Consider the following 214-nt stretch of genomic DNA (forward strand, 5'->3'; position numbering starts at 1 on the left):
CGAGTTTCTCGCAAAAAACTTCAAAATAAACGCTTGACAGGCCCTGAGGAAAGCGTAGAATGCGCGCCTCGGTTGAGGCGAAAAGCTCTTAACCAAACGCTCTTTAACAAATTGAATCAAGCAATTCGTGTGGGTGCTTGTGAGTATGGACTGATAGTCAACAAGATTATCAGCATCACAAGTGACCATGCGAGAAATCACATAGTCATTTGAG

1 protein-coding gene is annotated in these 214 nt (G+C 43.5%); it reads left to right on the top strand.

Translation table 11 applies throughout. The features are described 5' to 3' along the window. Positions 1 to 213, top strand: a 213-nt coding sequence (locus SB765_RS34740; RefSeq protein WP_410933168.1) for a hypothetical protein, incomplete at its 5' end; no start/stop codon positions are given. Between the last annotated feature and the right edge of the window lies 1 nt (position 214).

Origin of the sequence: Pseudomonas sp. SIMBA_067, assembly GCF_046534675.1 — a bacterium.
GTDB classification, from domain to species: Bacteria; Pseudomonadota; Gammaproteobacteria; order Pseudomonadales; family Pseudomonadaceae; genus Aquipseudomonas; species Aquipseudomonas putida.